The 24204-nt window shown below is 43.3% G+C and carries 21 protein-coding genes; 19 read left to right on the top strand and 2 right to left on the bottom strand.

Features of this window, described 5'->3' with window-relative positions:
- Nucleotides 1–145 precede the first annotated feature (145 nt).
- The 4 genes from HMPREF3057_RS00020 (at nucleotide 146) to HMPREF3057_RS00035 (ending at nucleotide 3749) form a co-directional block, all read left to right on the top strand.
- The gene (locus tag HMPREF3057_RS00020) at nucleotides 146–1204 is read left to right on the top strand and encodes an AAA family ATPase (protein WP_070695937.1); all 1059 of its coding nucleotides are present in this window, start codon (nucleotides 146–148) and stop codon (nucleotides 1202–1204) included.
- Between the two features lie 9 nt (nucleotides 1205–1213).
- Complete coding sequence (gene pnuC / locus HMPREF3057_RS00025) at nucleotides 1214–1993, top strand: nicotinamide riboside transporter PnuC (RefSeq protein WP_065371489.1); 780 nt, start codon at nucleotides 1214–1216, stop codon at nucleotides 1991–1993.
- 1 nt (nucleotide 1994) lies between these two features.
- Complete coding sequence (locus tag HMPREF3057_RS00030; protein WP_070695939.1) at nucleotides 1995–2768, top strand: NUDIX domain-containing protein; 774 nt, start codon at nucleotides 1995–1997, stop codon at nucleotides 2766–2768.
- 297 nt (nucleotides 2769–3065) lie between these two features.
- On the top strand, nucleotides 3066–3749 hold the full coding sequence (locus tag HMPREF3057_RS00035; RefSeq protein ID WP_070695941.1) for a hypothetical protein: 684 nt from the start codon (nucleotides 3066–3068) through the stop codon (nucleotides 3747–3749).
- Between the two features lie 65 nt (nucleotides 3750–3814).
- On the opposite strand, the gene dusB is transcribed toward HMPREF3057_RS00035, so the two are convergent.
- Both dusB and hslO read right to left on the bottom strand, forming a co-directional pair.
- Complete coding sequence (gene dusB / locus HMPREF3057_RS00040) at nucleotides 3815–4795, bottom strand: tRNA dihydrouridine synthase DusB (protein WP_000183316.1); 981 nt, start codon at nucleotides 4793–4795, stop codon at nucleotides 3815–3817.
- A complete protein-coding gene (gene hslO, locus HMPREF3057_RS00045; RefSeq protein WP_061421531.1) occupies nucleotides 4782–5654 on the bottom strand; it encodes an Hsp33 family molecular chaperone HslO in 873 nt (290 codons plus the stop codon). The genes dusB and hslO overlap by 14 nt, the downstream gene beginning before the upstream one ends.
- A gap of 164 nt (nucleotides 5655–5818) precedes the next feature.
- Between hslO and HMPREF3057_RS00050 the strand changes: the two genes are divergently transcribed.
- The 15 genes from HMPREF3057_RS00050 to HMPREF3057_RS00120 all read left to right on the top strand — a co-directional run.
- On the top strand, nucleotides 5819–7246 hold the full coding sequence (locus HMPREF3057_RS00050; RefSeq protein WP_049477599.1) for an AcpB/EbpR/MafR family transcriptional regulator: 1428 nt from the start codon (nucleotides 5819–5821) through the stop codon (nucleotides 7244–7246).
- A 156-nt stretch (nucleotides 7247–7402) separates the two neighbouring features.
- On the top strand, nucleotides 7403–8911 hold the full coding sequence (glpK, locus tag HMPREF3057_RS00055) for a glycerol kinase GlpK (RefSeq protein WP_000076796.1): 1509 nt from the start codon (nucleotides 7403–7405) through the stop codon (nucleotides 8909–8911).
- A gap of 63 nt (nucleotides 8912–8974) precedes the next feature.
- Complete coding sequence (glpO, locus tag HMPREF3057_RS00060) at nucleotides 8975–10801, top strand: type 1 glycerol-3-phosphate oxidase (protein ID WP_000395882.1); 1827 nt, start codon at nucleotides 8975–8977, stop codon at nucleotides 10799–10801.
- Between the two features lie 67 nt (nucleotides 10802–10868).
- Nucleotides 10869–11573, top strand: coding sequence for an MIP/aquaporin family protein (locus HMPREF3057_RS00065; RefSeq protein WP_000975170.1), 705 nt, complete (start codon nucleotides 10869–10871; stop codon nucleotides 11571–11573).
- Nucleotides 11574–11797: 224 nt separating this feature from the next.
- The gene (locus HMPREF3057_RS00070) at nucleotides 11798–11929 is read left to right on the top strand and encodes a teichoic acid D-Ala incorporation-associated protein DltX (protein ID WP_008276434.1); all 132 of its coding nucleotides are present in this window, start codon (nucleotides 11798–11800) and stop codon (nucleotides 11927–11929) included.
- Nucleotides 11930–11949: 20 nt separating this feature from the next.
- Nucleotides 11950–13500 (top strand): D-alanine--poly(phosphoribitol) ligase subunit DltA, encoded by a 1551-nt coding sequence (gene dltA, locus HMPREF3057_RS00075; RefSeq protein ID WP_070695943.1) that lies wholly within the window; start codon nucleotides 11950–11952, stop codon nucleotides 13498–13500.
- On the top strand, nucleotides 13497–14741 hold the full coding sequence (gene dltB / locus HMPREF3057_RS00080; protein WP_033605755.1) for a D-alanyl-lipoteichoic acid biosynthesis protein DltB: 1245 nt from the start codon (nucleotides 13497–13499) through the stop codon (nucleotides 14739–14741). The genes dltA and dltB overlap by 4 nt, the downstream gene beginning before the upstream one ends.
- A 13-nt stretch (nucleotides 14742–14754) precedes the next feature.
- Nucleotides 14755–14994, top strand: coding sequence for a D-alanine--poly(phosphoribitol) ligase subunit DltC (gene dltC / locus HMPREF3057_RS00085; RefSeq protein ID WP_000351968.1), 240 nt, complete (start codon nucleotides 14755–14757; stop codon nucleotides 14992–14994).
- Nucleotides 14987–16255 carry a D-alanyl-lipoteichoic acid biosynthesis protein DltD gene (gene dltD / locus HMPREF3057_RS00090; protein WP_033605754.1) on the top strand — a complete coding sequence of 423 codons (1269 nt, stop codon included), beginning with the start codon at nucleotides 14987–14989 and terminating at the stop codon, nucleotides 16253–16255. Before dltC ends, dltD begins: the two co-directional genes overlap by 8 nt.
- 142 nt (nucleotides 16256–16397) lie before the next feature.
- Nucleotides 16398–18449 carry a cell surface ecto-5'-nucleotidase Nt5e gene (gene nt5e / locus HMPREF3057_RS00095; protein ID WP_001042700.1) on the top strand — a complete coding sequence of 684 codons (2052 nt, stop codon included), beginning with the start codon at nucleotides 16398–16400 and terminating at the stop codon, nucleotides 18447–18449.
- A 149-nt stretch (nucleotides 18450–18598) separates the two neighbouring features.
- Nucleotides 18599–19039: a zinc-dependent transcriptional regulator AdcR gene (gene adcR / locus HMPREF3057_RS00100; RefSeq protein ID WP_001249328.1), complete on the top strand. Its 441-nt coding sequence runs from the start codon at nucleotides 18599–18601 to the stop codon at nucleotides 19037–19039.
- Entirely contained in the window at nucleotides 19039–19743 is a 705-nt protein-coding gene (locus HMPREF3057_RS00105; RefSeq protein WP_001269482.1) for a metal ABC transporter ATP-binding protein, read from the top strand. Before adcR ends, HMPREF3057_RS00105 begins: the two co-directional genes overlap by 1 nt.
- Nucleotides 19736–20542, top strand: coding sequence for a metal ABC transporter permease (locus HMPREF3057_RS00110; protein WP_000950027.1), 807 nt, complete (start codon nucleotides 19736–19738; stop codon nucleotides 20540–20542). Before HMPREF3057_RS00105 ends, HMPREF3057_RS00110 begins: the two co-directional genes overlap by 8 nt.
- 9 nt (nucleotides 20543–20551) lie before the next feature.
- Nucleotides 20552–22057 carry a zinc ABC transporter substrate-binding lipoprotein AdcA gene (gene adcA / locus HMPREF3057_RS00115; RefSeq protein WP_070695944.1) on the top strand — a complete coding sequence of 502 codons (1506 nt, stop codon included), beginning with the start codon at nucleotides 20552–20554 and terminating at the stop codon, nucleotides 22055–22057.
- Nucleotides 22058–22570: 513 nt separating this feature from the next.
- Nucleotides 22571–24204: alpha-L-fucosidase (locus HMPREF3057_RS00120; RefSeq protein ID WP_070695946.1), on the top strand; the 1634-nt coding region annotated here is incomplete at its 3' end.

The raw sequence follows: 24204 nt of genomic DNA on the forward strand, positions 1-24204 counted from the left end.
AAAATGGAGAATCAGGAGCAATCCTGATTCTTTTTTCTACTTTTTTATAAAAAATGATAAAAAACTATTGACAAAACAAAAATATAGTATATAATAAAAACATAGAAAATAAAAATATCAAAAATTATAAAAAGGTAAAACGTTTATGAAAAAGAAAACAGCAGTGGTATTTGGGACCTTCGCCCCTCTCCATCAAGGTCATATCGATCTGATCCAGCGAGCGAAGCGTCAGTGTGACCAGGTCTGGGTAGTCGTTTCAGGCTATGAAGGAGACCGAGGTGAGCAGGTAGGTTTAAGTCTTCAAAAACGATTTCGCTATATCCGAGAGGCTTTTCGGGATGACGAGTTGACCTCTGTCTGCAAGCTGGATGAGACCAACCTTCCCCGTTACCCTATGGGCTGGCAGGAGTGGTTGGACCAGATGTTAGCGGAGATTTCCTATGATGAAACCCAGCAAGAACTGACTTTTTTTGTAGGAGAAGCAGACTACCAGCAAGAGCTAGCTAAACGTGGATTTGGCACTGTCTTGCAAGAAAGAAAGTTTGGTATCTCAGCGACTATGATTCGAGAAAATCCAAGCAAATATTGGAAATACATCGCTCAACCCTTCCGTCGTCAGTTTACAAAGAAAGTGTTGATTATGGGAAGTGCTAGCAATGGGAAGACCAATCTGGCCAAGGATTTGGCAAGGTATTACGATGCGCCCGTTAGTCTGGAATACGCGCGTGAGTACCAGATCAAAAACAATGTCCGCGACGATGAATTGACTCCAAAGGATTATTATTATCTCCTTTTAGGGCAGTATGACCAGACCTCTAAGTTAATCGATAGTAATGCCAATCGAGGCCTTGTGATAGCCGATACCAACTCCTTGGTAACCAAGGGCTACTATGACTATTACATGGAGACTGAGGACCAAGAGGACTTATCAGGAGAAACCTTTGACAATCTCTTTGTTTCAATCTTGGCTAAGGAAAAATGGGACTTGATTCTCTTTGTGCAGCCTGTTGGCTCCTATGTCAATGACGGATTTAGAGATATGACCATGGCAGAAGACCACATTCGCTACAGTTTTTCCCAGCATTTGGATCAGATGAGGGAGCGATACTTAACCACCATTCCACTAGTTTATCTAGCGGAGGATTACCTAGGCAATTATGAAGTAGCCAAAGTGGCTATCGATGCCATTTACCAAGCAGATTAGGAGAAAATTATGAAAACAGTAACTAAAAAAATCACACAATTTATCGAAAACTTTAAAAACGTCCATGCGGAAGCCCGCAAGATTGGTTTTGTAGGAATCATGCGTTTGCTCTGGAAAGATCTCTTTGTCGACCGTAGTCTTTTCCAGTGGTTGTATCTCATCGCCTTGTCAAGTGTTCCCTTGATCTTGGAATTCACACAAAATACGGAAAGTCATGACTGGCTAAGCTTGTTTGCATCTTGGACTGGGATTGTCTGTGTTATCTTGGTAGCAGAAGGGCGTGCAAGCAATTATCTCTTTGGGGCCATTAACTCTGCTATCTACTTGATCTTGGCCATGAACGCGACTTTTTATGGAGAAGTTTTGACGACCGTTTACTTCTTTGTCATGCAGCCGATTGGTCTCTATGCTTGGTTGTCCAATCGTATCAACGACCAAGGAAAACCAGAAGAATCCCACTTTGAAGCTAAGAAATTATCTGTTCTTGATTGGCTCAAGTACTTGGCCTTGACTGCCATTATCTGGATTGGTATGGGCTTGGCTTATCAAAGTATCAATAGTGCTCGCCCTTTCCGTGATAGTGTAACCGATGCGACTAATGGTGTTGGTCAGCTCTTGATGACACGTCTCTACCGTGAGCAATGGATTTTCTGGATTGCAACCAATCTCTTTAGTATTTATCTCTGGTGGGGTGAAAATATCCACATTCAGGGGATGTACTGGGTTTACACACTCAATAGTCTAGTGGGTTGGTACCAATGGACCAAGGCAGTTCGAAAGGAGGCATAAGATGGCAGACATAAAGATTCCAGCCGGGATGACGGAAAAAGAATATTATGAAATCCATGCCAGTCAGGAGGAGTTTTTAGACTGGTACTACAAGCAAGAACTCCCTCAATATGAAAAACCAAGTGTGACAGTGGATATGGTGGCCTACTGCTTTGTCGAAGGAAAAATCAAGCTCCTGCTGATCCGTCGCAAGGCTCACCCTTATCAAAACTGTTTGGCTTTGGTTGGAGGCTTTATGGATAAGGGGGAAGATGCTGCACATGCCTGTCAGCGCGAAGTGAGAGAAGAAGTCAATCTCGATCTACCTTTAGAAAAAATCGAGCAATTGATGACCGTATCGACCCCCGGTCGTGATCCACGGGGCTGGACAGTGACCATTGCCCACTTAGTGTACCTACCTAGTCGTGCCTTAGACCTCGTTCAGGCTGGAGACGATGCCAAGGATGTCGTTTTCGTAGATGTCGATTTCCAGACAGGCAAATGCTTCCTAGAGGGAGTGGAGCTGGAGGAGCAAGCCTTCGCCTTTGACCATTATGCCATTATCCAAGAATCCATCAAACGAATCCAAGGCCGTCTCGACTGGAATCCGACCTTCCTCTATCTGCTGGAGGAGGAGTTCACTGTCTATGAAGGAACCGAACTGGTCAATCTCATCAACCCCGGTCGGCCCATTGTCAGCAATAACTTTCTCGTAAAATACGGCGAATATGTAGAAGAAGTCGGACTCAAACGAGTGCCTAAAAAGAAACCAAGAAAAACCTATCGATTGAAATAAAAAGTGAGGTCGGGACAAAGTTCCCGACCTCTTTGTTTGCCCTTATTAAGTTACTTTGTTGTTGCGACTGTATTTATTTTAGAACAATGCAAGCGATTACACAAAGGTGGTGTAAAAAATAGGACTCTTATCTAAAAAATTTTCCTATTTTTTCGTTTCGATTACGAATAGAGATAGTAGAGAGAATAATTTTTAAAATAGTTTCTCTAAATAGTTGACAGATTCAAAGTCCAATGTTACAATTATATTACAAAAAGATTTCTTAACATTTCAAAAATGTTACAAAGGAGTAGAAAAATGAAAAAGAAAACCTATATCAAATTGATGACAGCGACTGTATTGGCTTCTACCTTGCTACTGGGAGCTTGTGGAAATAAAAACGAAACCACTCAAACCAGCAGCTCTGCAAAGACAAGCCAATCATCAAGTTCTAAAGCAGCTTCTTCTAACAAAGAAAGCAAAACTCAAAAATCTTCAAGCTCAGCTTCATCTGAAAAGGCTCAAGCATCTTCTGACCAGTCTTCTACAACAGCAGATCAGTCACAAGCGAAACCAGCCCCTGAATCAAGACAAGAACAAGCAACTCCTAGTCAACCAGCCCCTTCTCAGGCTCCGTCAACCCAGCAAGGTTCTCAAGCCCAGTCTAACCAGTCAAGCTATGATCCAACAACTGACCGCAAACTTCAAGACAAGCAAGCAGAACACAACAAACGCTACAAGGGTGTTTTAACCATGGTCGATGGTGATTTCTCAGCAGCTGCAGGCAACTGGAAGGGAGCAAATGGCGAAACTATTACGGTTTCATCAGGGGGCCAATTTACAGTAGAAACTGCAGATGGAAAGAAAGAAAACTATTCTATCAGAGGCTACTCTTACACACTTGATGATGGCAAGTATAATGCCAAAATCGGTGGCGGGAAAATCATCCAAATTACAACAGGTGCGGATGGTAAAGTTTCGAGTGTTGCCTTGATTCAATAATAGTCTCTAGGATTTCCTAGGATAAAAAACCGTAAACTCGAAGTGAGTTACGGTTTTTTTGTGTATTATGCTTTGTCTAATTGCAAGAGGGCTTCAATCTCTGCTAGGGTGTTAGCTTGTGAAATGGCTCCACGAAGTTTGGCAGCGCCAGATGTTCCTCGGAGATAGTGAGGAGCGAGGCCGCGGAATTCACGAACGGCTACGTTTTCCCCTTTGAGGTTAATCAAGCGTTTCAAGTGCTCGTAGGCGATTTTCATCTTGTCTTCAAATGTCAAGTCAGGGAGAATTTCTCCTGTTTCAAAGTAGTGGTTGATCTGGTTGAAGAGATAGGGGTTTCCCATGGCTGCGCGACCAATCATGACAGCGTCAGCCCCGACTTCTTCGATACGCTGTTTGGCTTCTTGGACCGTACGGATATCACCATTTGCGATAAATGGAATCTTGGTCAGAGCTTGAGCGACCTTGTGAAGAGTCTCAAGGTCTGCGTGACCTGTGTACATTTGTTCGCGGGTACGGCCGTGCATGGCGAGAGCAGAGACACCTGCAGCCTCAGCGGCGAGGGCATTCTCCACGGCTAGGGATGGATCAGACCAGCCTGTACGCATTTTGACAGTGAGGGGGATATCAAGGACAGATTGGACCTTGTTGATAATAGAGTAGATCTTGTCTGGATCCTTGAGCCACATAGCGCCAGCTTCGTTCTTCACGATTTTGTTAACTGGGCAGCCCATGTTGATATCGACGATATCGGTCTTAGTGTTTTCTTGGATGAATTCTGCTGCGCGAGCGAGGCTGTCTTCATCACTACCAAAAAGTTGGATAGAGACAGGGTTTTCGCCTTCATCGATGTGAAGCATGTGTAGAGTTTTTTCGTTGTTGTATTGGATTCCTTTGTCAGAGACCATTTCCATCACAACGAGTCCAGCTCCGAGCTCTTTTGCGATAGTACGAAAGGCTGAGTTGGTGACACCAGCCATGGGTGCTAAAACAGTACGATTGGGAATCTCAACATTGCCAATCATAAAAGGTGTATTAAGATTTGTCACGAATGAGTTCCTCCAGGTCGTTTTCATCAAAGTTATAAGTTGTTTGGCAGAATTGACATGTGATTTCTGCCCCGTGGTCTTCCTCTTTCATTTCTTCAAGGTCTGAGCTTGGAAGGCTGGCAAGAGCGTTCATAAAACGATCTTTGCTGCAGTCACATTGGAAACGGATTTCTTCTTCAGATAGGCGTTTGTAGGATTCGTCACCGTAGATAGCCTTGAGGAGAGCTTCGATATGGTCGTCACTTTCCAGAAGGGTTGAGATGGCTGGCATTTCTTGGATGCGTTTTTCAAAGCGAGCAATCTCCTCGTCCTTGGCTCCTGGCAACACTTGGAGAAGGAAACCTCCGGCAACTTCGACCTTGTCGTCTTTATCCAAAAGAACATTGAGGCCGACTGCTGAAGGGGTTTGTTGGCTTTCAGTCAGGTAGTATGCCAAGTCTTCACCGATTTCCCCAGAGATGAGGGGAGTCATGGAGTTGTAGGGATTTCCAGTACCGTAGTCTGTGATAACGAGAAATTGACCGTTTCCAACAAAAGGTCCGACTAGGACTTCACCCGTTGCAGTCTTTTTGATGTCAACACCTGGATTTTGAACGTAGCCTTTGACGTTTCCCTTGGTATCTGCGACCGTGATGATGGCACCGAGAGAGCTTGTTCCAAGAACTTTAACCGTTAGTTTGGTATTTCCTTTTTCATTAGCTGCGAGAATTTGGCTAGCGATAAGGGTGCGACCAAGTGCGACGGTTGAACTGGCTTGGGTTTGATGTTTTTCTTGAGCAGTGCGGACGGTTTCAGTGCTATCAAGGACAAAAGCACGAAAGGCTCCGCTTTCTGATATAGTTTTAATAATTTTATCCATAGCTACTATTTTAGCATAAAAATGCCCAAAGGGGGAGCTGTGTGTTTGCTGTTTCTGTGGAATAATGACGAGGAAATCAACCTTAAAATAAAATGAGAAACAGATTATTTCAGCATTTGAAAGATTTATGCTATGCTTGAAGGAGAAAATGAAAGGGGTAACAAATGTATTTAGGTGATTTGATGGAAAAAGCCGAATCTGGCCAATTTTTAGTCCTTTCCTTTCTATTACAAGATTCGCAGACAACAGTCAAGGAAGCCATGGAAGAAACAGGTTTTTCAAAGGCGACCTTAACCAAGTATATCTCTCTGATTAACGAAAATGCCTTGGAAAGAGGATTAGAGCTGACCATCCACTTGGAAGATGAAAATCTGCGCTTGTCGATTGGTGCAGCTACCAAGGGGAGAGAGATTCGGAGCTTGTTTCTAGACAATGCCATTAAGTACCAAATTTTGGTTTACCTTCTCTATCACCAACAGTTTCTAGCTCATCAGTTGGCTCAAGAATTGATGATTAGCGAGGCCACGCTTGGTCGCCACTTAGCTAGTCTAAATCAGATTTTGTCAGAGTTTGACTTATCCATCCAAAATGGCCGTTGGCGAGGTCCGGAGCATCAGATTCGCTATTTCTATTTCTGTCTTTTTCGCAAGTTGTGGTCCAGTCAGGAATGGGAAGGACATATGCAGAAGCCAGAGAGAAAGCAGGAGATTGCCAGCTTAGAAGAAATCTGCGGTGCTAGCTTGTCTTCAGGTCAGAAACTGGACTTGGTTCTCTGGGTTCACATCAGTCAACAGCGCCTTCGGGTTAACGCCTGTCAGTTTCAAGTCATAGAAGAAAAAATGCGAGGGTATTTTGACAATATTTTCTACCTTCGTTTGCTGAGAAAGGCTCCGTCCTTTTTTGCTGGGCAACATATCCCTCTAGGAACTGAGGATGGTGAGATGATGGTATTCTTTTCATTTCTCCTTTCCCATCGTATCTTGCCCCTTCATACTATGGAGTATATCCTTGGTTTTGGAGGGCAATTAGCCGATTTGCTGACGCAATTGATTCAAGAGATGAAGAAGGAGGAGCTGCTGGGGGACTATACAGAGGACCATGTCACCTATGAACTCAGCCAGCTTTGTGGTCAAGTTTATCTCTACAAGGGCTATATCTTGCAAGATCAGTACAGATACCAGACAGAGAATCGTCATCCCTATTTGCTGATGGAACATGATTTTAGAGGGACTGCAGAGAGAATTTTTCATGCTATACCTGCCTTTCAGCAGGGGACGGATTTGGATAAGAAAATTCTCTGGGAATGGCTCCAGTTGATAGAGTATATGGCAGAAAATGGTGGCCAACATATGAGGATTGGTCTGGATTTGACATCTGGTTTCCTTGTCTTTTCTAGGATGGCTGCCCTTTTGAAACGGTATTTGGAATACAATCGTTTCATTACTATTGAAGCCTATGACCCCAGTCGACATTATGATTTGTTGATTACCAACAACCCTATTCATAAGAAAGAACAGACTCCGATCTATTATTTAAAAAACGACTTGGATATGGAGGATTTGGCAAAGATTCGTCAGATGCTCTTTGCCTAAAAGACCTGAATTTTCAGGTCTTTTTTGTGAAATTCGCACAATCTCCTCACATTTTTTTAAAATTTAAAAAAAATTGATGAACAAGAAAGCGCTTTATTTTGTATACTAGTTACTGTAAAGAGGGACCCCCTCAAGATTTTATCAGGAGGACAGCACATGTCACAAGAAAAATACATCATGGCCATTGACCAAGGAACGACCAGTTCTCGTGCCATCATTTTTAACAAAAAAGGAGAAAAAGTCAGCTCTAGTCAAAAAGAGTTCACTCAGATTTTCCCTCAAGCAGGTTGGGTAGAGCACAATGCCAATGAAATTTGGAACTCTGTTCAGTCAGTTATCGCGGGTGCTTTCATCGAAAGTGGTGTGAAACCAAGTCAAATCGAAGCAATCGGGATTACCAACCAGCGTGAAACAACTGTCGTCTGGGATAAGAAAACAGGGCTCCCTATCTATAATGCTATCGTTTGGCAATCACGCCAGACAGCACCTCTGGCTGAACAACTAAAAAGCCAAGGTTATGTGGAAAAATTCCATGAAAAGACTGGTTTGATCATTGATGCTTACTTCTCAGCTACCAAGGTTCGTTGGATTTTGGACCATGTAGAAGGCGCTCAAGAGCGAGCAGAAAAAGGAGAATTGCTCTTTGGTACTATCGATACTTGGTTGGTTTGGAAATTGACTGACGGTGCGGCTCACGTAACGGACTACTCCAATGCGGCTCGTACCATGCTTTATAATATTAAAGAACTCAAATGGGATGATGAGATTTTGGAAATCCTCAACATTCCTAAGGCTATGCTTCCAGAAGTTCGTTCTAACTCTGAAATCTACGGCAAGACTGCTCCATTCCATTTCTACGGTGGAGAAGTACCAATTTCAGGTATGGCTGGGGACCAACAGGCAGCCCTCTTCGGTCAGTTGGCCTTTGAACCAGGTATGGTCAAAAATACTTATGGAACAGGTTCTTTCATCATTATGAACACTGGTGAAGAGATGCAGTTGTCTGAAAACAACCTTTTGACAACGATTGGTTATGGAATCAACGGCAAGGTTTACTATGCCTTGGAAGGTTCTATCTTCATCGCAGGAAGTGCCATTCAGTGGCTTCGTGATGGACTTCGCATGGTTGAAAATTCACCAGAGTCTGAAAAATATGCTCTCAATTCTCACAACAATGACGAAGTTTATGTCGTACCTGCCTTTACAGGTCTAGGTGCTCCATATTGGAACCAAAATGCTCGTGGTTCGGTCTTTGGCTTAACTCGTGGAACAAGCAAAGAAGACTTTATCAAGGCTACTCTGCAATCCATCGCTTACCAAGTACGTGACATCATCGATACCATGCAGGTGGATGCGCAGACTGCTATTCAAGTCCTCAAAGTCGATGGTGGTGCTGCTATGAACAACTTCCTCATGCAGTTCCAGGCTGACATTTTGGGAATCGATATTGCCCGCGCTAAAAACTTGGAAACAACTGCCCTCGGTGCAGCCTTCCTAGCTGGTTTGGCAGTGGGTTATTGGAAGGACTTGGATGAGTTGAAACTCTTGAACGAGACAGGAGAACTCTTTGAGCCATCGATGAACGAATCGCGCAAGGAACAACTCTACAAGGGCTGGAAGAAAGCTGTGAAAGCAACGCAAGTCTTTGCGGAAATCGACGACTAATACTGTTTCTTGATGCAATGATCAGCTTAAGAATGAAACGACTCAGTTAGAAAGTGTGTAAATATGGAATTTTCAAAGAAAACACGTGAATTGTCAATTAAAAAAATGCAGGAACGTACCTTGGATCTCTTGATTATTGGTGGGGGGATTACAGGAGCTGGTGTAGCCTTGCAGGCGGCAGCCAGTGGTCTTGACACTGGTTTGATTGAAATGCAGGACTTCGCAGAAGGAACATCTAGCCGTTCAACAAAATTGGTCCACGGAGGTCTGCGTTACCTCAAACAATTTGACGTGGAAGTGGTATCAGATACAGTTTCTGAGCGCGCGGTGGTTCAACAAATCGCTCCACACATTCCAAAACCAGATCCAATGCTCTTGCCTGTTTTTGATGAGGATGGAGCGACCTTTAGTCTCTTCCGTCTCAAAGTAGCCATGGACTTGTACGACCTTTTGGCAGGTGTTAACAATACGCCAGCTGCTAACAAGGTCTTGAGCAAGGAAGAAGTCTTGGAACGCCAGCCAAACTTGAAGAAAGAAGGCTTGGTAGGAGGTGGGGTTTATCTTGACTTCCGTAATAACGATGCGCGTCTCGTGATTGAAAACATCAAACGTGCCAACCAAGACGGTGCCCTCATTGCCAACCATGTTAAGGCAGAAGGCTTCCTCTTTGACGAAAGCGGCAAGATTACAGGTGTTGTAGCTCGTGATTTGTTGACAGACCAAGTCTTTGAAATCAAGGCTCGCCTAGTTATTAACACAACTGGACCTTGGAGCGACAAGGTACGCAATTTGTCTAATAAGGGAACGCAATTCTCACAAATGCGTCCAACTAAGGGAGTTCACTTGGTAGTGGACTCAAGCAAGATCAAGGTTTCACAGCCAGTTTACTTTGACACAGGTTTGGGAGATGGTCGTATGGTCTTCGTTCTCCCACGTGAAAACAAGACCTACTTTGGTACAACCGATACAGACTACACAGGCGATTTGGAACATCCAAAAGTGACGCAGGAAGATGTAGATTATCTACTAGGTATTGTCAACAACCGCTTCCCAGAAGCAAACATTACCGTTGCTGATATTGAAAGCAGCTGGGCTGGTCTTCGTCCATTGATCGCAGGCAATAGCGCTTCTGACTACAATGGTGGAAATAACGGAACCATTAGCGATGAAAGCTTCAATAGCTTGATTGCGACTGTCGAGGCATATCTATCGAAAGAAAAAACGCGTGAAGATGTTGAATCTGCTGTCAGCAAGCTTGAAAGCAGCACATCTGAGAAACATTTGGATCCATCTGCAGTTTCTCGTGGTTCGAGCTTGGATCGTGATGATAATGGTCTTTTAACCCTTGCTGGTGGTAAAATCACAGACTACCGTAAGATGGCTGAAGGAGCTATGGAGCGCGTGGTTGACATCCTCAAAGCCGAATTTGACCGTAGCTTTAAACTGATCAACTCTAAGACTTATCCTGTTTCAGGTGGAGAATTGAACCCAGCAAATGTGGACTCAGAAATCGAAGCCTTTGCTCAACTTGGAGTGTCACGTGGTTTGGATAGCAAGGAAGCCCAGTATCTCGCAAATCTTTACGGTTCAAATGCACCGAAAGTCTTTGCCCTTGCTCACAGCTTGGAACAAGCGCCAGGACTCAGCTTGGCAGATACCTTGTCCCTTCACTATGCAATGCGCAATGAGTTGGCTCTGAGCCCAGTTGACTTCCTCCTTCGTCGTACCAACCACATGCTCTTTATGCGTGATAGTTTGGATAGCATCGTTGAGCCAGTTCTGGATGAAATGGGACGATTCTATGATTGGACCGAAGAAGAAAAAGCAGCCTACCGTGCGGATGTTGAAGCAGCTCTTGCTCAAAACGATTTGACAGAACTAAAAAATTAAAAAAGGAAAAGAGGTGGAGGGCAGCATTCCTTGTCGCCCACCCCTTCTTTTAAATGGAGACAAAGATATGATGAAAGAATTATTTGGAGAATTTTTGGGGACCTTAATCCTCATCCTCCTAGGAAATGGAGTTGTAGCAGGTGTGGTTCTTCCCAAAACCAAGAGCAACAATTCAGGATGGATTGTGATTACTATGGGATGGGGAATTGCTGTAGCCGTTGCAGCCTTTGTATCTGGCACGCTTAGTCCAGCCCACCTAAATCCAGCTGTGACGTTTGCTATGGCCTTAAAAGGAACGCTCTCTTGGGCTTCTGTTTTCCCTTATATCCTAGCCCAATTCGCAGGAGCGATGGTGGCTCAGATTTTGGTTTGGTTGCAATTCAAACCGCATTATGAGGCAGAAGAAAATGCAGACAATATCCTAGCAACCTTCAGTACTGGACCAGCAATCAAGAACACAGTATCGAACTTGATCAGCGAAATCCTTGGAACTTTTGTTTTGCTCTTGACAATCTTTGCCTTGGGACTCTATGACCTTCAAGCTGGTTTAGGGACCTTTGCAGTGGGGACCTTGATTGTCGGTATCGGTCTTTCACTAGGTGGGACAACGGGTTATGCCTTGAACCCAGCTCGTGACCTTGGACCTCGTATCATGCACAGCATCTTGCCAATTCCAAACAAGGGAGACGGGGACTGGTCTTATGCTTGGATTCCTGTTGTAGGACCTATTGTTGGTGCGGCCCTAGCAGTTCTCGTATTTTCACTTTTCTAAGATAAAAGAGTGATTGGCAACAGAGTTTGAGATGAAAATCTCAGGCTCTTTTTTGATGGGCAAAACATTAATATTTTAACTTATCTTAAAATAAGCTAAAACCAATTTTTAAGTTATGGTAAACAGTTGAAAAAAAGGTTGATAAAGTGGTAAAATGTTAGGAAGATAAGATGCTAACAATACATACTGATAGCTAATAGAAATAATATATTAATGGATAGCTTATGAAAAAACAACGAAATTTACATGTATTCTTAGGCCGGACGGCTCTATATTTTGTAATCTTACTTGGTTTGCTTTATTTTTTTAGTTACCTTGGTCAGAGCCAAGGCACCTTTATTTATAATGAGTTCTAGTTTAAAGGAGAAGAGGAACAGTGTCTAATAAACCGATAAAAGATATGATTGAAACGATTGAGCACTTTGCTCAAACGCAACCAACATATCCTGTCTACAATGTTTTAGGTCAAGAGCATACTTATGGTGATCTGAAGGCTGATTCAGATAGTTTAGCTGCAGCTATCGACCAACTAGGCTTGCCTGAGAAATCTCCAGTCGTCGTTTTTGGTGGTCAGGAATATGAGATGTTGGCTACCTTTGTAGCGCTAACTAAGTCAGGTCATGCCTATATCCCAATTGATAGCCATTCGGCCTTGGAAAGAGTTTCTGCTATCGTAGAAGTTGCAAAGCCAAGCTTGATTATTACTATCTCAGATTTTCCATTAGAGCAAACTAGCACACCGATGCTGAATTTAAAGCAAGTCCATGAAGCTTTTGCTCAAGCTTCCAGCTACGAGATGACCCATCCAGTCAAGGGAGATGACAACTACTACATCATCTTTACTTCTGGTACGACTGGTAAGCCTAAGGGAGTGCAGATCTCCCATGATAATCTCCTCAGCTTTACCAACTGGATGATTACAGATAAGGAATTTGCGACGCCAAGTCGTCCGCAAATGCTGGCTCAGCCCCCTTATTCTTTTGACCTATCTGTCATGTATTGGGCGCCAACCTTGGCACTGGGTGGCACGCTTTTCGCTCTTCCTTCAGCCATTACTCAGGACTTCAAAAAACTCTTTGCGACAATTTTTTCCTTGCCCATTGCTATCTGGACCTCAACACCGTCCTTTGCAGATATGGCCATGTTGTCAGAAGACTTTAACAGTGAGAAAATGCCTGGCATCACGCATTTCTACTTTGATGGTGAAGAATTGACGGTCAAAACTGCTCAAAAACTACGTGAGCGATTCCCAGATGCCCGTATTATCAATGCTTACGGTCCAACAGAAGCGACAGTAGCCCTGTCAGCAGTTGCCGTGACGGACGAGATGTTGAAGACTCTCAAACGCCTGCCAATCGGCTATACCAAGGCGGATTCTCCGACATTTGTCATTGATGAGGAAGGTAAGAAAGTTCCAAATGGTGAGCAAGGAGAAATCATCGTTTCTGGGCCAGCTGTTTCAAAAGGCTATATGAATAATCCTGAAAAAACGGCAGAAGCTTTCTTTGAGTTCGAAGGTCTTCCAGCCTACCACACAGGGGATGTAGGAACTATGACAGATGAGGGCTTGCTTCTCTATGGTGGACGCATGGATTTCCAGATTAAGTTTAATGGTTATCGCATTGAGCTGGAAGATGTCTCTCAAAACCTCAACAAGTCTCGCTTTATCGAGTCGGCCGTTGCTGTCCCACGTTATAACAAGGACCACAAGGTACAAAATCTACTGGCCTATGTCATCCTAAAGGACGGTGTCCGCGAGAAGTTTGAACGCGATATCGATATTACCAAGGCTATCAAGGAAGACCTAGCAGATATCATGATGTCTTATATGATGCCGTCTAAGTTTCTTTATCGAGATAGTTTGCCGCTAACGCCTAATGGTAAAATTGATATCAAGGGCTTGATTAACGAGGTAAACAGTAGATGATGGAGCTTTATAAACAGCTACCTCATTTGGAACCTTATGGTGATCTTCAGTACTTTTTATATGTAATTGTTGCGACTTTACCTATCTTTATCGGTCTTTTTTTCAAGAAACGTTTTGCCTTGTATGAGGTGCTTGTTAGTCTCTTCTTTATCGTGACCATGTTGGTCGGTGGAAAGACGAATCAAATAAACGCTTTGATCCTTTACGTTATCTGGCAAGTACTGCTTGTATCTTTCTACAAAAGGTACAGGAAACAAGGGGATAGTAAATGGATATTTTACCTGGTTAGCTTTCTATCCCTATTGCCAATCGTCTTTGTGAAAGTATCTCCTGCTATTCATGGACCTCAATCTTTGTTTGGATTTTTAGGGATTTCTTACTTAACCTTTCGTGCAGTTGGGGTTATCGTCGAGTTGAGAGACGGTGTCATCAAGGATTTAACGATTTGGCAATTCTTGCGTTTTCTTCTTTTTATGCCGACTTTCTCAAGTGGTCCCATTGATCGTTTTAAACGTTTCAATGAAAATTACGAGACCATTCCTGAGCGGGATGAGCTGATGGATATGCTAGAAGAGGCTGTCAAATATATCATGCTTGGCTTCCTCTACAAGTTTATCTTGGCTCACATTTTAGGAGAGACATTATTGCCTCCGCTGAAAAATTTGGCCTTGCAGACAGGTGGTTTCTTTAACCTCTACGCTTTAGCGGTCATGTACACCTTTGGTCTGGAGCTCTTCTTTGACTTTGCGGGCTACTCTATGTTTGCCTTAGCCATTTCAAACTTGATGGGGATTCATAGTCCTATCAACTTTAACAAGCCCTTTTTGTCAAGGGATTTAAAAGAGTTTTGGAATCGCTGGCACATGAGTCTGTCTTTCTGGTTCCGTGATTTTGTCTTTATGCGAATGGTCATGGTGTTGACCAGAAAGAAGGTCTTTAAAAATCGCAATGTGACCTCAAGTGTAGCCTATATTGTAAATATGCTGATTATGGGATTTTGGCACGGTGTGACCTGGTATTATATCGTCTACGGACTTTTCCATGGGATTGGGCTAGTCATCAATGACGCTTGGGTTCGTAAGAAAAAAGCGCTCAATAAAGAACGGAAAAAAGCTGGAAAGGGTTCCTTACCTGAGAATCGCTGGATTCAGTTGCTTGGCATGGTTGTCACCTTCCATGTCGTGATGGTTTCATTCTTAATCTTTTCTGGATTTTTGAATGATTTATGGTTTAAAAAATAAAAGGATATAAAAAATGGATATCAAATCAGAAGTTATTGAAATTATTGATGAGTTGTTTATGGAAGATGTTTCTGACATGATGGATGAAGATCTTTTTGATGCCGGTGTCTTGGATAGTATGGGAACGGTTGAATTGATTGTTGAGATTGAAAACCGTTTTGACATTCGTGTTCCAGTGACGGAGTTCGGTCGTGATGACTGGAATACGGCTAATAAAATCGTAGCAGGTATTACGGAGTTGAAGAATGCTTAAACGCTTGTGGCTGATCTTCGGGCCTATCTTCATTGCTGGATTTTTGGTTCTTCTACTCATCTTTTTTTATCCAAGTACAACAAGCCATAATCTGACGGAGGAAAAATACTCGGCGGCTTCTGTTAGTGCAGAGAGTTTTAAAGAGAGAAGTCAAAAGGTAAGGGCTCTTACGGATCCAAATATGCGTTTTATTCCTTTTCTAGGGTCCAGTGAATGGATTCGATTTGATAGTGTCCATCCAGCTGTTTTAGCGGAAAAATACCATCGTCCCTATCGTCCTTACTTTCTAGGTCAAGCAGGAGCAGCCTCTCTCAATCAATATTTTGGTCTACAGCAAATTTTGCCAGAAATAGAGAATAAGCAGGCTGTATTTGTGATTTCGCCTCAGTGGTTTACGGAGACAGATTATGAACCCGCAGCGTTTCAGAGATTTTTTAACAGTGACCAATTGACAGCTTTTTTGGGAAATCAATCTGGTGACATTGCTGCAAAGCATGCGGCTATTCGATTGTTAAAGCAGAATCCTAATGTTGCATTAAAAGGCATTGTTCAAAAACTGTCAAAGGGTGAAGAATTATCAGATGTTGATCAGGTTGCTATTGATATTTTTGCGCGATTCAACGAAAAACAATCCGCTCTCTTTGGACAATTCTCCATTCGAGGACAACTCAAGTACAAGGAACACGTGGAGAACTATTTAAAAGATCTTCCGGATCAATTTTCTTATGAAGAGTTAGAAAAAATTGTTCGTAAGGACGCAGAAGCAAATACGACCAATAACGATATGGGGATGGAAAATCATTTCTATACGAGAGAGATTCAAAAGGATTTAAAAAAATGGGAAGGATATCAAAAAAATTACAACTTCCTCAAGTCCTCTGAGTACAATGATTTGCAGCTGGTCCTCAATCAATTTGCTAAGTCGAATGTCAATGTGCTCTTTGTCATTCAGCCGGTTAACAAGAAGTGGATGGAGTACACAGGGCTCAGCGAAGAGATGTATCAACATGCAGTGGAGAAAATTCGTTACCAATTAGAAAGTCAGGGTTTTACCAATATTGCTGATTTTTCAAAAAATGGAGGGGACCCTTATTTTGTTAAGGACACCATTCATCTAGGATGGTTAGGTTGGCTGGCTTTTGATAAGGTTGTCAATCCTTTCTTGACGGATCCGAAACCAGCTCCAGACTACAAGATGAATGACCGCTTCTTTAGCAAGGACTGGGCGACCTATGATGGGAACATCAAAGATTTCAAATAAAATGGTCTAAAGGTTTGGGATTTAAACCCAAGCTTTTTTGTTTAAATGGCGAATATTTAAGATGAAAATAGGTCAAAAGTTTCAAAATTTTTAGAAATAGCGTATAATATAAAAGAGAAAAAGAAAAGAAAGGGATTTTAAAATGAACAAACGTTCTTTGTTACCTGTCTTATCGACAGCCCTGTTAGCTCCAGCCTTCTTAGCTGGACAAGTCTATGCTGAAGAAGCAACAACTCCTGCAGAAAGTTCAGCTGTTGTAGCGACTCCAGCTACGTCGGCGACTCCAGCTCCTGTTGAGAGCCCTGCGGTACCGGAAACTTCGGCAACTTCAGAAGCGGTTGTACCTGCAGAAACTCCGTCAGCTCCTGCTGAATCTACCAAAAGCGAAGAAAAGGACACCGTTATCTTACACACCAATGATGTCCATGGTCGTATTGTAGAGGAAAAGGGAGTAATTGGAGATGCCAAGTTAGCGACTGTCATTGAACAGGAGCGTGCGAAGTCAAATCAAAATACTCTGGTAGTTGATGCGGGAGACGCTTTTCAAGGTTTACCGATTTCCAACTCTACTAAGGGTGAAGCGCGTGCTGAAATTCTTAATCAGATGCAGTATGATGCCATGGCAGTAGGAAACCATGAGTTTGACTTTGGTCTTGATGAAGTTAAAAAATACAAGGAAATCTTGAAATTCCCATTACTTAGCTCAAATACCTATGTCAATGGAGCTCGTCTTTTTGAAGCTTCTACAATCGTTGATAAAGATAAGACTGTGGAAGGTGATGAATTTGTTGTAATCGGCGTGACAACACCTGAAACAGCAACCAAAACTCACCCTAAAAATGTCAAAGGGGTAACTTTTACAGATCCAATCTCTGAAGTCAATAAGGTCATCGAAGAAGTTCAAGCCAAGGCTCGTGCAGAAGGTAAGGACTACAAACACTATGTTGTGCTCGCTCACTTGGGTGTAGATACCACAACCCCAGTCGAATGGCGTGGTTCAACTTTGGCAGAAGCCTTGTCTAAAAATCCTCGTTTGAAAGGGAAACGCGTAACAGTAATCGACGGTCACTCTCATACAGTAGAATCAACGACCTATGGAGACAATGTTACCTATAACCAAACAGGGAGTTACCTTCATAATGTAGGGAAAATCACCTACAAATCACGTCAGCTTTTGGGCAATCCAACTCAGATTCCGGCTGCTGATGCTAAAAAATTACCAGCCAATCCAACAGTTGAAAAACTAGTCAAAGACATTAAACAAAAATACGATGCTGAAAATGCTGTTGAAGTCGTTTCAAACAGCCCTGTAGAACTCAACGGAGATCGTGAAAATGTTCGGGTTCGTGAAACTAACCTCGGAAACGTCGTAGCGGACTCGCTCTATCAGTATGGTCAAACAGGATTTAGCCATCCGACAGACATCGCTGTGACAAATGGTGGTGGCTTGCGTGAAACCATTGCAAAAGGCAAACCAATTACTAAAGGAAATGTCATTGCCGTTCTTCCGTTTGGAAATACCATCTCACAAATCCAAGTGACTGGGCAACAAGTCTTGGATATGTTTGAAAAGTCACTCGGATCTATCTTGCAGGTCGATAAAGATGGCAAGAAGGTCTTGGATGAGAACGGACAACCATTGTTAGAACCAAGTGGTGGTTTCTTGCAAGTTTCAGGTGTGAAGGTCTACTATGATACCAACCTACCATCAGGTAAACGTGTCTTGGCCATCCAGGTCAAAAACCGCACGACTGGTCGTTATGATCTTCTAGACCTTGCAAAAACTTACTATCTTGCAACCAATGATTTCCTAGCTGCAGGTGGTGATGGTTACACTATGTTAGGTGGTGCGCGAGAAGAAGGTCCTTCTATGGATGCAGCCTTTGAAGAGTATCTTAAAACCGCTGATTTGACCCAGTATGAAAAGATCAATCCGAACTCACGGACGATTTCTGTGGATTCTACAACTTTTAGTCTACCAGTAGAAACGCCTCAAACGAATGCGGCTGCTAACGATGCGACTACAAATGTACCACTTACTTATGAGGTGGCAGGTCAATTTAGCAAGAAGGCGGTTGTCTCAGAAAAAGCTCTCCCAAATACAGGAAGTGAACAATCCATCTTCTTGCTCTTGATGGGAATGGTAGCTGGTCTGGCAGGTATCTTATCGAGCCGAAAACCAAAGCAAAAATAGGTTAAATTTCATATCTAGAAGAGTCTAGGGAAACGTTTTTACGCCTTTTTCCCTTGACTCTTTTTTGGTTTATGATATAATTAACCAGTAAAGAATCGGTGGCTATCTATGTTTTTTTACGAAAAAGATAGCTAGGGAAGGAGTAACACATGAGACAGCTTGCGCAGGAAATCGATAACTTTTTAAACGAGGTGATCTTGAGATCTGAGAACCAGCATGAAATTCTAATCGGGCATTGCACGAGTGACGTTGCCTTGACCAATACTCAGGAACACATCCTCATGCTCTTGTCAGAAGAATCCCTAACCAACTCGGAGTTGGCCCGTCGCCTTAATGTCAGTCAGGCGGCAGTGACCAAGGCTATCAAATCTTTGGTCAAAGAGGGTATGTTAGAGACATCCAGAGATCCCAAAGATGCGCGTGTGATCTTTTATCAACTGACAGAGCTGGCTCGACCAGTGGCAGAGGAACACCACCATCATCATGAACACACGCTCTTAGCCTATGAACAAGTGGCAAGTCAGTTTACTCCAAATGAACAAGAAGTTATCCAGCGGTTTTTAACTGCTTTAGTAGGAGAAATCAAATAATGCGGTATATTACAGTAGAGGACTTGTCTTTCTATTATGATAAGGAACCTGTCCTCGAACATATCAACTACAGTGTTGATAGTGGGGAGTTTGTCACCCTGACTGGTGAAAATGGAGCTGCCAAGACGACGCTGATTAAGGCAAGTCTAGGCATCTTGCAACCAAGATTTGGTAAGGTAACCATCTCAAAGACAAACACTCATGGGAAAAAGCTTAGGATCGCTTATCTTCCCCAGCAGATTGCCAGTTTTAATGCTGGTTTTCCAAGTACGGTTTATGAATTTGTCAAGTCGGGTCGTTATCCGCGAAAGGGCTGGTTCCGTCGTTTGAATGCCCATGATGAGGAGCATATCAAGGCTAGTCTAGACTCGGTTGGTATGTGGGAACACCGTGACAAACGAATTGGGTCCCTCTCGGGAGGGCAAAAGCAACGAGCAGTGATTGCTCGGATGTTTGCTTCTGACCCAGATATCTTCGTCTTGGATGAGCCGACGACAGGGATGGATGCAGGAAGCAAAAATGAATTTTACGAACTCATGCACCATAGTGCTCATCATCATGGCAAGGCTGTTTTGATGATTACCCATGACCCTGAGGAAGTCAAGGACTATGCGGATCGCAATATCCATCTGGTTCGTAACCAAGATTCGCCATGGCGTTGTTTTAACGTTCACGAAAGCGACCAGGAGGTGGACCATGCTTAGTTTGTTATCTTATGACTTCATGCAGCGTGCCTTCTTGGCGGTCATTGCCATGAGTCTCTTTTCTCCAGTTCTTGGGACCTTCCTTATCTTACGTCGTCAGAGTCTCATGAGTGATACCCTCAGTCACGTTTCTCTGTCAGGGGTAGCCTTTGGTCTGGTTTTGGGAATTTCTCCAACTATTTCAACCATTGCTATTGTCTTGATCGCAGCGGTCTTTCTAGAGTATCTCCGGACAGTCTATAAGAACTTTATGGAAATCGGGACAGCCATCCTCATGTCAACAGGACTTGCAGTGTCTCTGATTGTCATGAGTAAGGGGAAAAGTTCGAGTTCCATGAGTTTGGACCAATATCTCTTTGGTTCGATTGTAACCATTAGCCAGGAGCAGGTGCTATTCCTCTTTGCCATTGCGGCGGTCGTTTTACTCTTGACTTTCTTATTCTTGCGACCAATGTATATCCTGACCTTTGATGAGGACACGGCTTTTGTAGATGGCTTGCCAGTTCGTACCATGTCTATCCTCTTTAACATGGTGACAGGGGTGGCCATTGCCCTTATGATTCCAGCTGCAGGAGCCCTTTTGGTGTCGACCATTATGGTCTTGCCGGCTAGCATTGCCCTTCGTCTGGGGAAAAACTTTAAATCCGTTATGTTACTAGCCAGCGCTATTGGCTTTTTGGGAATGGTGGCAGGTCTCTATATTTCCTACTATGCAGAAACCCCTGCCAGTGCTAGTATCACCATTATCTTTGTAGCTGTCTTTTTGTTAGTCAGTCTACTGAAACGTTTTATCAAATAGGAGAATGAAATGAAAAAACTGAGCTTACTACTAGCTAGTCTATGTGCCCTGTTTTTAGTGGCTTGTTCCAATCAAAAACAGGCAGATGGGAAGCTAAATATCGTGACAACCTTTTACCCTGTCTACGAATTTACCAAACAAGTCGCAGGAGATACTGCTAATGTAGAACTCCTCATCGGTGCTGGTACAGAACCCCATGAGTATGAACCGTCTGCCAAGGCAGTTGCCAAAATCCAAGATGCAGATACCTTTGTCTATGAAAATGAAAACATGGAAACTTGGGTTCCAAAATTGCTAGAATCCTTGGATAAGAAAAAGGTGAAAACTATCAAGGCGACAGGTGATATGCTGCTCCTACCAGGAGGTGAGGAAGAAGAGGAAGGGCATGATCATGGCGGCGAGGGTCACCATCACGACTACGATCCTCATGTTTGGCTTTCACCAGCACGCGCCATCAAACTGGTAGAGCATATCCGTGACAGCTTGTCAGCAGATTATCCTGATAAAAAAGAGACTTTTGAAAAGAACGCTGCTGCCTATATCGAAAAATTGCAAGTCTTGGACAAGGCCTACACAGATGGCTTGTCTCAAGCTAAACAAAAGAGCTTTGTGACCCAGCACGCTGCCTTTAACTACCTTGCCTTGGACTATGGTCTCAAGCAAGTATCCATCTCAGGTCTCTCTCCAGATGCAGAACCGTCAGCTGCTCGTCTGGCTGAATTGACAGAGTATATCAAGAAAAACAAGATTTCTTATATCTACTTTGAAGAAAATGCCTCACAAGCCCTAGCTAATACACTTTCAAAAGAAACGGGCGTCAAACTAGACGTGCTCAATCCGCTAGAGAGTCTGACAGAAGAAGCAACCAAGGCCGGTGAAGACTATATCTCCGTGATGGAGAAAAACCTCAAGGCTTTGAAGCAGACAACAGACCAAGAAGGACCAGAAATCGAGCCTGAAAAAGCAGAGGATACGAAGACAGTTCACAATGGTTACTTTGAGGATGCAGATGTCAAAGACCGTACCTTGAGTGACTATGCTGGAAACTGGCAATCTGTCTATCCTTTCCTTGAAGATGGTACTTTCGATCAAGTCTTTGACTACAAGGCTAAATTGACTGGCAAGATGACAAAGGATGAGTACAAGGCCTACTATAGAAAAGGCTACCAGACAGATGTGACCAAGATTAACATCACGGATAACACTATGGAATTTGTTCAAGGTGGCCAAAGCAAGAAATTCACCTACAAGTATGTCGGCAAGAAAATCTTGACTTATAAGAAAGGAAATCGTGGGGTGCGCTTCCTCTTTGAAGCGACAGATGCGGATGCTGGACAGTTCAAGTATGTTCAGTTTAGTGACCACAATATTGCCCCAGTTAAGGCAGAACATTTCCATATCTTCTTTGGAGGTACTAGCCAAGAAGCTCTCTTTGAAGAGATGGATAACTGGCCAACCTACTACCCAGATAACCTATCTGGCCAAGAAATTGCCCAAGAAATGTTGGCGCATTGATGCAAGAGAGAATCCCGCAAATCTGCGGGATTTTTTGCTGGAAACGATTAGGTTGTTAGGTATTATAGTATCACAGATGTACTGTTCACAATGTGATAAAGAAGTCATTTTCTACTGACAGATTCTAACTAGCTGGCGAATGCAAAAGCTACGATTGTACAAATTATAGAATCTTTTCAGGGGATTTAGGAAGGGATCTTAGTCATATTGACGTTGCTATCGCTTTTTGTTATAGTCAAAGAGAGAGCGGTCTGGAACACTAGTTTATTCACAGTCTGTGGATAAGTCTTGGAGGAAATGACATACAACTCAGGGTGTTGAAGTATCCTGATACTAGTTCCGTATATTAGTGACTTTCTAGAAAGCTAGTAGAAACCCTAGTACAGAACTATTTGACAAAGGTATGTTTAAGGTGACAGGTGAGCTAGAGACTGAAAAAACTAGTTTTTAGGAATGTTTTCTTATCCACAAGTTGTGGATAACTTTGTGAACAAGAGAAAGAGATACGAGATGATGACGAACATAAAACCACATGGACCATTACCAAGCCAGGCCCAGCTGGATTATTTAGAGGATGAACTAGCTGCCTTTATCCATTTTGGTCCCAATACCTTTTATGACCAAGAATGGGGAAGTGGGCAAGAGGATCCCAAGCGTTTTAACCCGACCAAGTTGGATGCGCGTGAATGGATTCGAGTGCTCAAAGAAACGGGTTTTAAAAAGCTGATTTTGGTGGTCAAGCACCACGATGGTTTTGTGCTCTATCCGTCAGCCCATACAGATTATTCGGTCAAGGCTAGCCCTTGGAGGGATGGAAAAGGGGACTTGCTCCTTGAGGTTTCCAAAGCTGTAACTGAGTTTGACATGGATATGGGAGTGTATTTGTCTCCTTGGGATACTCACAGTCCCCTCTATCACGTGGAGCGAGAAGCGGCTTACAATGCCTACTATCTGGCTCAATTGAAGGAAATCTTGTCAAATCCTGCTTATGGCAATGCTGGGAAGTTCACTGAGGTGTGGATGGATGGTGCTCGAGGCGAAGGGGCCCAGAAGGTCAACTATGAGTTTGAGACTTGGTTTGAAACCATTCGTGACTTGCAAGGCGATTGTTTGATTTTCTCAACTGAAGGGACCAGTATCCGCTGGATTGGAAATGAACGAGGCTATGCAGGGGATCCCTTGTGGCAAAAGGTCAAACCAGACCAGTTAGGAACAGAGGCGGAATTAGATTATCTACAGCACGGAGACCCCTTTGGGACGCTATTTTCAATCGGTGAGGCAGATGTTTCTCTTCGGCCGGGCTGGTTTTACCATGAGGATCAGGACCCCAAGTCTCTCGAGGAATTGGTCGAAATCTACTTTCACTCGGTGGGTCGGGGTACACCTCTCTTACTCAATATTCCGCCAAACCAAGATGGACTCTTTGACGAAAAGGATATCCGGCGACTGTATGAATTTGCTGCCTACCGTGACACACTCTATAGGGAAGATTTAGCTCTGGGAGCCAAGGTATCTGGACTTGCTCTATCACCAGACTTTGCCTGTCATCATCTGACAGATGGACTGGAAACTAGTTCATGGGCAAGTGATTCAGAGTTGCCAATCCAATTAGAGCTCGATTTAGGATCACCTAAAACATTTGATGTGATTGAGTTAAGAGAAGATTTGAAGTTGGGGCAACGCATCGCTGCTTTTCATGTTCAGGTAGAGTTGGATGGTGTCTGGCAGGAGTTTGGGTCTGGTTATACTGTTGGCTACAAACGTCTCTTACGAGGATCAGTCGTTGAGGCGCAGAAGATACGCGTGACCATTACAGAGGCACAGGCTTTGCCTTTGTTGACCAAGATTTCACTCTATAAAACACCTAGCTTGTCAAAAAAAGAAGCTGTTCAGCAACTAGAGTTTTCAGAAAAAAGTCTAGTTGTGATTAAGGGAGAAAATGTCCACTTTACAGTTAAGCGAAGAGAATCTAGCAGTCCTTTAGAAGCTAAGATTTCGATTCAACCAGGGACGGGTGTGCATGGTGTCGCTTATCGGGACGAGATTCAAGTCCTTACGTTTCAAGCTGGTGAGACTGAAAGAAGGCTAACGCTACCAACCTTGTATTTTGCAAGAGATAAAAGCTTAGATTTTTATCTGAATTTGAC

This window comes from Streptococcus sp. HMSC072D05, from assembly GCF_001815805.1.
Classification (GTDB): domain Bacteria; phylum Bacillota; class Bacilli; order Lactobacillales; family Streptococcaceae; genus Streptococcus.